At 46.8% G+C, this 8,310-nt stretch carries 10 protein-coding genes; 2 read left to right on the forward strand and 8 right to left on the reverse strand.

What is annotated here, in order from left to right; translation table 11 throughout:
* The 8 genes from QVO88_RS03290 to QVO88_RS03325 all read right to left on the reverse strand — a co-directional run.
* On the reverse strand, positions 1-667 hold a 667-nt coding region (locus QVO88_RS03290; RefSeq protein WP_288177743.1), incomplete at its 3' end, for a nitrogenase component 1.
* Positions 660-1,421: an AAA family ATPase gene (locus tag QVO88_RS03295; protein WP_022287106.1), complete on the reverse strand. Its 762-nt coding sequence runs from the start codon at positions 1,419-1,421 to the stop codon at positions 660-662. The genes QVO88_RS03290 and QVO88_RS03295, both read right to left, overlap by 8 nt.
* Positions 1,422-1,454: 33 nt before the next feature.
* A complete protein-coding gene (locus QVO88_RS03300) occupies positions 1,455-2,573 on the reverse strand; it encodes a nitrogenase component 1 (RefSeq protein ID WP_022287107.1) in 1,119 nt (372 codons plus the stop codon).
* Complete coding sequence (locus QVO88_RS03305; RefSeq protein WP_022287108.1) at positions 2,570-3,862, reverse strand: nitrogenase component 1; 1,293 nt, start codon at positions 3,860-3,862, stop codon at positions 2,570-2,572. Before QVO88_RS03305 ends, QVO88_RS03300 begins: the two co-directional genes overlap by 4 nt.
* Complete coding sequence (locus QVO88_RS03310; RefSeq protein WP_022287109.1) at positions 3,859-4,623, reverse strand: nitrogenase iron protein NifH; 765 nt, start codon at positions 4,621-4,623, stop codon at positions 3,859-3,861. Before QVO88_RS03310 ends, QVO88_RS03305 begins: the two co-directional genes overlap by 4 nt.
* Positions 4,623-5,663: a [FeFe] hydrogenase H-cluster radical SAM maturase HydE gene (hydE, locus tag QVO88_RS03315; RefSeq protein ID WP_022287110.1), complete on the reverse strand. Its 1,041-nt coding sequence runs from the start codon at positions 5,661-5,663 to the stop codon at positions 4,623-4,625. The genes QVO88_RS03310 and hydE overlap by 1 nt, the downstream gene beginning before the upstream one ends.
* Positions 5,641-6,864 carry a [FeFe] hydrogenase H-cluster maturation GTPase HydF gene (gene hydF, locus QVO88_RS03320; RefSeq protein WP_022287111.1) on the reverse strand — a complete coding sequence of 408 codons (1,224 nt, stop codon included), beginning with the start codon at positions 6,862-6,864 and terminating at the stop codon, positions 5,641-5,643. Before hydF ends, hydE begins: the two co-directional genes overlap by 23 nt.
* Before the next feature lie 165 nt (positions 6,865-7,029).
* A complete protein-coding gene (locus tag QVO88_RS03325) occupies positions 7,030-7,275 on the reverse strand; it encodes a TM1266 family iron-only hydrogenase system putative regulator (protein WP_022287112.1) in 246 nt (81 codons plus the stop codon).
* 226 nt (positions 7,276-7,501) lie between these two features.
* Here QVO88_RS03325 and QVO88_RS03330 point away from each other — a divergent pair, with 226 nt between their 5' ends.
* The gene (locus QVO88_RS03330; protein ID WP_022287113.1) at positions 7,502-7,744 is read left to right on the forward strand and encodes a FeoA family protein; all 243 of its coding nucleotides are present in this window, start codon (positions 7,502-7,504) and stop codon (positions 7,742-7,744) included.
* Positions 7,741-8,310: FeoB small GTPase domain-containing protein (locus QVO88_RS03335; protein WP_288177744.1), on the forward strand; the 570-nt coding region annotated here is incomplete at its 3' end. The genes QVO88_RS03330 and QVO88_RS03335, both read left to right, overlap by 4 nt.

An 8,310-nucleotide genomic window follows, 5' to 3' on the forward strand; every position in this document is an offset into this window, starting at 1 on the left:
AAAGCTCCCTTATGGTCTTTACGCCTGCGCCTTTGAGCAGGCTGTAAAGCTCGCAGTCCTCCTGCAAGGGTGAGAAATAACCGAGGATATTCACCTCGTCAGACTTTCTCTTGCGAGGTTTCAGCAGTGAATACACCGATTTTCGCACTGAAGCCATAGGGGGCAGACGCTTTTCCCTTGTAAGGGCATACATATAGCATGGCACAACAGGCACGCCTGCTCGGTCACTGGATTTTCTGCACACTCTGTCCATATCAGTGCCGAGGAGAGCGTCAACGCAGGTTATACATATCATCACCGCTGAGGGAGTGTAATCAAGGCTTTGACATACCTCCTCCACGGCTTTCGGTATCTTTGTAAGGTGCCTGCCTGTGACGATATCGGTATCGTCAAGAAGCAGGTAGAAAAATCTGTCGCCGTAGCCGCTTTCCGCACTGAGCATAGTGGTGTTTCGTCCACAGCAGGCAGGAGCTACAAGAAGCATAACCGAATTTGGCACTGCAAGTCCTGCTCTTTTTACACCAAAGCCCTGCGCTCCCGGTGAATTGAATGCCAATGTTGCAGGAGAACTGTAGATAAGGTGCTTTGCCGAAAGAAGCTCGTCGGGGATATTATCTTTTCCCTTTTGGGCAAGCTCCGCCGCTGTTATGTAAAACGCTTTAGTCATCGTCGTCCTCCTGCATAAGGGTCTGGGCAAGCTTCAAAAAGCATTTTGCCGCCTGACAATCAGGCTCGCCCTCTATGACGGTCATGCCCTTATCCTCACATCTGATGATATCGTCGCTTCTTGGTATATCCGCAACGATATCAAGCCCAGCGCTTTCTGCAAAGGCTCTGACCTTTTCTTCCTCGCCCTCAACGTTTCGCCTGTTCATGACGATACCACGGACTTTTGCATAGCTTCTGTCGGCAAAGTTTTTCACCGCACTGTTTATATTATTTGCGGCATACAATGCCATTTTCTCGCCTGAGGTGACGATAAGCACCTTTGAAGCGTAGCCCTCTCTGATAGGTGCGGCGAAACCTCCGCACACAACGTCGCCGAGGACGTCATAAAGCACAACGTCAGGCTTATATTTTTCAAAAAGCTTTAAGTCTTCAAGCAGGCTGAACGTGGTGATTATACCTCTGCCTGCACAGCCAAGTCCGGGGGTAGGACCGCCTGTTTCTATACAAAGCACTCCGCCATAGCCCTCTTTTGATATCTCCTCTATGCTCTCAGGCTCATCGTCATGCTCTCTGAGATAATTCATCACAGGCATAACAGGCTCGCCCCCAAGAAGATTTATGGTGGAGTCAGCCTTTGGGTCACAGCCTATTTGTATAACTCTTTTCCCAAGACTTGCAAATGCGGCGGCAAGGTTTCCCGTAACTGTGGATTTTCCTATTCCGCCCTTTCCGTAAACGGCTATTTTTATCATAAAAGTATCCGTGCGAAAGCACGTTCCTCCTTTTTATAGGTTAAGTATTTTGCTTACATCTTTATCTATCAGATCGGGGATATCTTTAAGAAAACATCTTCCCGAAAAAGCAACGTGTGGCAGTGAAACAAAGCTTGCCCCTTTGCATATAGGTCCGAAAAGCGGGTCTGCTATGACGGTCTTATGCTGTGAAAAAAGCTTTTCAAGCTCTGCTTCTTCCTCACAGAAAATGTCCGTCCCTGACAGCACCTCGCTGTTTCTTATGCCAACTGTCGCCACAGTTTTTGCGCCAAGTTCAGCACCTAGGGAAGAAGCAAAAACGCTTTCCCCTGCAACTATCCTATGAGCATTCTCTACAGATTTTTCACCGCAGGAATTTATACAAACGCCCTCTGACACTGCTCTTTTCATGTCAGCGGAAAGCTTTTTGGAAAAGCTTTTCCCCACAGGCACGCCCACTACATATGGCACTCCATAGGTATCAAAAAGATACTTTGCCGCAGCTATCCCGTCTGAGGATATAACAAGGCTTACAGCCGCCTGTGGTGCAGTAGAAATCTCATTAAGACCGCTGTCCATAGCAAAACAGCTTTGCACTGAAAAACCGTTATCCAAAAGCCACTTTTTTATGGAGCTTACGCTTGTGTTCACTGAAAAGTCAAGAGGCGTTGCACCAATAATATTCACTGAATTTGCCTGCTTTTCTTTTCCCTCACGGCAGAATAGCTTTGCAATATTCAAGAAAGCTCCCTCTGCTCCTTGAAGATAGGAATGAGTGCCGTTGGTATCAACGAAAAATGTGGTCAGACCCGTTTGGCACTCTATCTCCTCAGAGGCTGAACAGTAGTCAAAGCCTGTCATTGCAGGCATTGGCGAACCGCAAATGGCTATGAATTTGGGTGAAAGCTCACCTGCCGCTTTCGCCACATCACGAATGAACTTGCCGTCATTGCCCATAACGGCGTCCGCTTCTGTTAGTGCAGAAATATATATCATGCTTTTGCGGTCATACCAGCGTGGCTCGTCATGAGTGGCGTAGGTGGAGTTACAGCCCGAAGCGTCATGGACGACGGTCATTCCACCAAGCTCATAAAGCGCCGAGCATACTCCCGAAGTATCCGCCGCATATATGGATATCACTTTTGCATTCATAGACAGCTTTCACACCCCCAGCCCTTGTGTTGTATCACCTTACGTCTGTCCTTTTTGTTTACTGCACCCTCAGCCATAAGCTCTGCAAGCCTTTTTATGCCCTTGAAGCCGTATCCACCGCCCCCTGCGACTATATCAACAAAGTTATCAGTCTGGCAGAAAAACGCTGCTTTCTGACCTACTGCAAGATATTTTTCTTCGCAATGTGAAAACTCCATTTTCACATTCACAGTAGGGAGAATTTCAAGGTCGTGGCAATGGGCTTTCAGCCACTCAAAATCTGCCCTTTCCTCCTCTGAAAAGCTGTCGGCGTAGCAACGCTTCACATTGAAGCCTTTCTCTGCAAGAAGTCTGCAAAAGCCAAGGGGTCTTGGCAGAGCGGTATAATCCACGGCTATAGGCATATTTTCCACTATCTCAAGGGCATTTGCAAGAGCCTTGTCGGCACTTTCCCTATCAGCCGCAAGGTCAGGCATCTTCACACCAAGCTGGGTGCAAAGCCTGCTGTAATTTTCCTCTATCTCATCATAGCCATAGCACAAGGGCAGATACAAATGCTTTGTGCCAAGTCGCTTTTCAAGTTCCTCTCCTGACGGCTTTGCCGTGGGTATATAGGTGATATTCAAAGAGCTTTCCGCCATGGAGAGATACTCCTCATAGGTCTTGCACTTTGTTATGTCAAGAAGCTCAAAGCCTGCTGAGTTTATTATTTTTACAAGTTCGGAGGCTTCGTCTGTGGCTCTGTCACAGCCTATTATTGCCGCCGTTTTAGGCTTCTTTTCGCACTTTTCAAGTGGCTCGTAAAGCTGTTTTCTCATAAGGCTGTCAGGAGAGATAGACTTTCTCATGGTTGGCGTCATGTAACAATCTATAAAATGCACCTGCGGAAACAATGCCGAAAGTTCGTCTATTATCATTTTGAAGTCACAGCCTGCAAAAAGGTGAACACAGCTTAGAAAAATCAAAACGCATTTTGGCTTTTCCTCAAGCCTGTTTATTATATCACTCACTCCGTCGATAACGTCCTGCTCCATTGTGCCGTCATACAGATCCTGCTCAGAAACAGTCACCCATGACATTCTGTCCATGGCATTCATCTCTGCCGCAGTGAGGATAACGCCCCTTAAACAGCCCTGTGCGCAGACAAATATCTGACGTGACTCAGGGATAAGCATACCGGTATGGACGATATTCCACACGCCCCTTGTTGGGGGATTATATTCAAGACCGCTTTCAAAAGGCGCAGGAAAAGCCGCCTTCGTTATATTTATGCCGCTCTCTTTTGTCATTTTTCTTCTCCCATACCGCACAGCTCGGCTATCTTATCCGCCAATGCTCTATACTGCTCTGCCGCAGTGCTGTCAGGAAAAGCTTCCATGACAGTTTTGTGCATATCCTCAGCTTCGCTCACAAGGTCGCTTCGGTCTATCTCGGCTATCACAGAGCTGTGAAAATCAGCCGCAAGTTCTGCCGCTTTTTCCTCCTCGTTTTTTACGTTGCGTTTATTGAGGATAAAACCGCCAAGTGAAGCATATCCACGGCTTTTGAAATTTTCCACCGCCATTGCGATGTTTGCGGCGGCATATACAGACATACTCTCGCCTGATGTGATGATAAACACCTTATCGGCATAGCCCTTTCGCATTGGCATTGAAAAACCTCCGCACACCACGTCTCCGAGAACGTCATAGATAACAACGTCAGGCTGATATTTTTCATATGCGCCCTTTTTTTCAAGCTCCTCCAAAGCGGCGATTATACCTCTGCCTGCACAGCCAAGTCCCGGCACTGGACCGCCTGCTTCAACGCACACAACACCGTTATAGCCTACCCTTACCATATCTTCAAGGTCAAAGCTTTCGCCTTTTCGCACAAGGTCAAGAACGGTGGGTATCCGCTCTCCCCCATGGAGAAATATGGTGGAGTCAGCCTTAGGGTCACAGCCTATCTGCATGACTTTCAGCCCTTTTTGTGCAAGTGCAACACTGACATTTGATGCCGCCGTTGACTTTCCTATTCCGCCTTTTCCGTAAAAAGCAAGCTTTATCATTATCTGTGATCTCCTCTTGATATCTTTATTTTATAGCCTATGGACTCCATTCGTCTTTCAAGGCAAGCCCTGCACTGTGCAGACTCGTCACCTGTGCATATCTTGTTGTCATAGAGCATATATTTTTTTCTCACTGCCACAGGGGACAGATTTGGCATTATAACGTTCGCACCTGACAGCACCCCTTGTTCTCTCCCTTTGGGGTTTATAGTACCAAGGGCTGTGGTGGCAGGCAAAAGAACGTCAGGGAGCATTATCCTGCAAATGCTCAGCAGAAAGAGAGTAAGCTCATATGAGCCTTGTGGACAGCTTCTGAAAGGCGTGTCTTTATGTGGGAGAAAAGGTCCAATGCCTATCATTTCGGGCTTGAAATCGCACATAAACTCCATATCCTCAGCAAGACACTCCGCCGTCTGATACGGCGAGCCTATCATCATTCCACAGCCTGTCTGATAGCCTATCTCTTTTATATCTGAAAGACACTCCATTCGGTTTTTCCAAGACATTTCGGCTGGGTGGAGCTTTTTGTAATGCTCCTCGTCGGCAGTTTCGTGCCTGAGAAGATACCGATCTGCACCTGCATTGAAAAGGGCTTCATAGTCCTCACGGCTTTTCTCACCTAGGGATAATGTTACCGCACAATCAGGGTGGCGCTTTTTTATCTCTCTGACGATACCGCAGAGCATTTCTCTGTCATAGAAAGCGTCCTCACCGCTTTGAAGCACAAAGGTACGGAAGCCATAGCCGTAGCCCTCGTCACAGCACTGCAAGATCTCCTCAGCGGTGAGCCTGTATCTGCTCACGTTGCCGTTTGAGCGCCTTATTCCGCAGTAAAGGCAGTCGTTTTTGCAGATGTTTGAAAACTCCACTATGCCCCTTATGTAGATATCCTTGCCGAACATTTCCTGCGAAATGCCCCTTGCAAGCTCTGCGGCATAGGCTCTGTCGCTCTCGTCATATTCTTTTATAAGCTTCACCCATTCTCCATGGGAAAGCTTTTTCTCGCAGTTTAGTTTATCAATAAGTTCTCTGACCGCCATTGTGATCTTCAAGCTCCTTTACAAGATGCGGAAACACTTCTATGCTCCGTTTGAGAATACCTTTCATATAGGCAATTGCAATGCCGTAATTTGTGATCGGCACACCTGCGTCACAAGCACATTTCATTCTGTAGGTAAGCTCTTTTGAGCCGAGCATACAGCCGCCACAGTGTATACAAAGTGCAAAGTCTGAAAGCTCCTCCGGAAAGCCGTGACCTGATGACAGCACTATCTCAAGATTCTTGCCTGTATATTCTTTCAGCCAGTTCGGAAGCTTCACAGAGCCTATATCACCGCACTGTCTGTGATGTGTACATCCCTCTGAAATAAGCACCTTGTCACCGTCTTTAAGATCGTCGATAGCTTTCACGCCCTTTACAGCGGCATCAAGAAAGCCCTTATATCTAGCCATAAGGATAGAAAACGAGGTGAGAGGGATATCCTCGGGAGTATCCTTTGAAACTCTTGCGAAAGCCTGACTATCCGTTATAACAAGTGCAGGCTTCTCTATCCTGCCAAGCACTCCTGAAAGCTCAGTTTCTCTTACCACCACTGCACAGGCGTTTGCTTCAAGAACATCTCTTATGGCCTGCTGTTGCGGCAGGATAAGCCTGCCCTTTGGTGCGGCGCTGTCGATAGGGGTGACAAGCACCACCATATCGTCTGGCTTTATAAGGTCGCCCACAAGCTTCATTGTCATTGTGTCTGTTTCAGTGAGCTTTGCAACGGCGTTTTTAAGCTCCTCTATGCCTGTTTTCTCTTTTGCGCTGACGTACACTGCGCCCTCCTCTTTTGGGATATCAGTGAGCAGGTCGGCTTTGTTTTTGGCTATAATAAAGGGTATGTTTTTCTCTTTGAATATTGAGATAAGCTGTTTTTCGCAGTCGCCAAGGGGCAAGGTGCAGTCTGTTACAAGAACGGCGCAGTCTGTTCGATTTAGGATCTGCTTAGTTTTCTTCACACGAAGCTCTCCAAGCTCGCCCTCGTCGTCAAAGCCTGGGGTATCTATTATCACAACAGGGCCAAGGGGCAAAAGCTCCATTGCCTTTGTAACAGGGTCGGTGGTAGTGCCTTTCGTATCGGATACCACTGCAAGATCCTGATTTGTTACTGCATTCACAACGCTTGATTTTCCTGCGTTTCGTCTGCCGAAAAATCCTATATGTATACGTTCTCCGCTTGGTGCGTCATTAAGTCCCATTGCAAAAGCTCCTCTCAAAAAAATAAGCCATACCCCTATGGATACAGCTTTTCTATAGCAAAACAAGACCACACGATAGTGCAGCTTTCTGCTTGATGTGTATTCTTTCGCCTTAAAGGAGAAAACTCGTTTTTGGCGTCAGGGTCACAAATATTTATTAGATTTTTACTGTGGCGAATAAAGGGTCTTGGCGGTCACGCCCTCAAGCCTGCCTATCTTGCCTGCAAGAGAATTTATAACGTCCTGCGGAGCGTCAACTGCCACACTTATTATGTTCATGCCACGTTCTCGGTATGGCAGACCCATTCGTCCTATTATATACTCGGCATGCTCATGAAGAATTGCGTTTATCTCCTGCGCAGAGCCGTTATCGTGTGCGATTATTGCAAGTATTGCCACACGGGTATCCATAAAACACCCCCGTAATATAAAAGTGTACTTTGTCTTACTTTATGATAGCACGATTTGTTGGCGTTGTCAATTGAAAGTTATCTATTTGAATAAATTTTTTAGATAACAATCAAATAAAATATATGACATATACTATTGACAAGTAAAGTTAGCCATGGTAAACTTATTTTGTGAAGTACTTTTAGATGAAACATAAGAATAAAATATAGCTATGGAGGAAAAAACAATGACTCTTGATAAGCTTAAAACGGGTGAGTCTGCCGTGATAAAAGCGGTAGGCGGCGAGGGTGCGCTTAGGCTGCGTTTTCTCGACATGGGACTTATACCAAAAACAAAAGTGAAAATGCTAAAGCGTGCGCCAATGGGCGACCCTCTTGATATAGTGCTGAGAGGCTACGAGCTGACGCTCAGGATAGAGGACGCAAAGAACATAGAGATAGAAAAAACAGAGGAGAATGACCATATATGAGATTTGCCCTTGCAGGAAATCAGAACTGTGGAAAGACCACGCTTTTTAACGCCCTAACAGGGTCTAATCAGCACGTTGGAAACTTTCCCGGTGTAACGGTCGAGCAGAAGGTCGGCGACATAAAGGGGCAGAAAAACTGCACTGTGGTGGATCTGCCGGGAATATACTCACTGCGTCCTTACACGCAGGAGGAGATCGTCACCCGTGACTACATAATAAATGAAAAGCCTGACGGCATTATAAACATTGTTGACGCCACCAATATAGAGCGAAATCTGTATCTCACTTTACAGCTTCTTGAACTGCGTGTGCCAATGGTGCTTGCCTTAAACATGATGGACGAGGTAAGAGCCAACGGTGGAACGATAGACGTAAAAATGATGAGCGACGCACTTGGCATACCTGTTATACCGGTAAGTGCGGCAAAGGGCGAGGGTATCTCAGACCTTATCGACAAGGCTGTAGAAACTGCCCGAAACAAGACAAAGCCTGTTGTCACAGACTTTTGCTCAGACGATTCCGCTGTGCACAGATGTATACACGCAGTGGTTCACCTTATCATGGAT

This window comes from Ruminococcus sp. CAG:57 (assembly GCF_000435935.1).
In the GTDB taxonomy this organism is placed as follows: domain Bacteria; phylum Bacillota; class Clostridia; order Oscillospirales; family Ruminococcaceae; genus Hominimerdicola; species Hominimerdicola aceti.